This is a genomic window from Halomonas sp. SCS19 (genome assembly GCF_040147015.1).
In the GTDB taxonomy this organism is placed as follows: Bacteria; Pseudomonadota; Gammaproteobacteria; order Pseudomonadales; family Halomonadaceae; genus Halomonas; species Halomonas litopenaei.
In genome coordinates, this window is record NZ_JAMSHN010000006.1 from 1 (window position 1) to 577 (window position 577).

A 577-nucleotide genomic window follows, 5' to 3' on the forward strand; every position below is an offset into this window, starting at 1 on the left:
CAGGGTTTCCTTGCCACTGAGCGCCTGCACCCGCGGATCGTCGTTGTCGAGCTGGTAGGTGTAGCTGCCGTCGCTGTTGAGCGTCAGGGTGCCGTAATTGCCTGCGCCCGTCGGTGCGTCCAGTGCTACGCTTGCCGGATCGGCATCGGTGGTGTCGGCGCCGGTGGTATCGTTGCCCAGCACATTGCCGGTGACCGACGCGGTCTCCTCGGCAATGGTGTCGCTGTCGTTACTCGCGGACGGGCTATCGTCGGCGATCGCGATGCTGAGGCTGCCGTTGGCCGCACTGCCGTCATCGTCGGTGACCACCAGGGCCACCGTCTCGGTGAAGCCGGCATCCGTGGCGTCAGCCTGGCTGTCATTGTCGACGCGGGTGTCCAGGGTGTAGCTGTAGCTCACGGTGCCGCCGGCGGCCGGGTTGGCACTATCTGCCGGTGTAAAGCCGGTCAGGCTAAGGCTGCCGTATTCGGTATCGACCACCACCGGGCTATCGGCGGACAGCCCCTGCAGCTGGGCCAGGGTCAGCGACTGGTTGCCCACCTGCACGCTGGCCACGCCATCAACGCTGGCGAACGTG

Annotated in this window: 1 protein-coding gene; it reads right to left on the minus strand. The window is 66.4% G+C overall.

All coding sequences use genetic code 11. The annotated features are described in order from the left end of the window. A partial coding sequence (locus tag NFH97_RS21135) for a VCBS domain-containing protein (RefSeq protein ID WP_349625585.1) occupies nucleotides 1-577 on the minus strand: 577 nt, incomplete at both ends.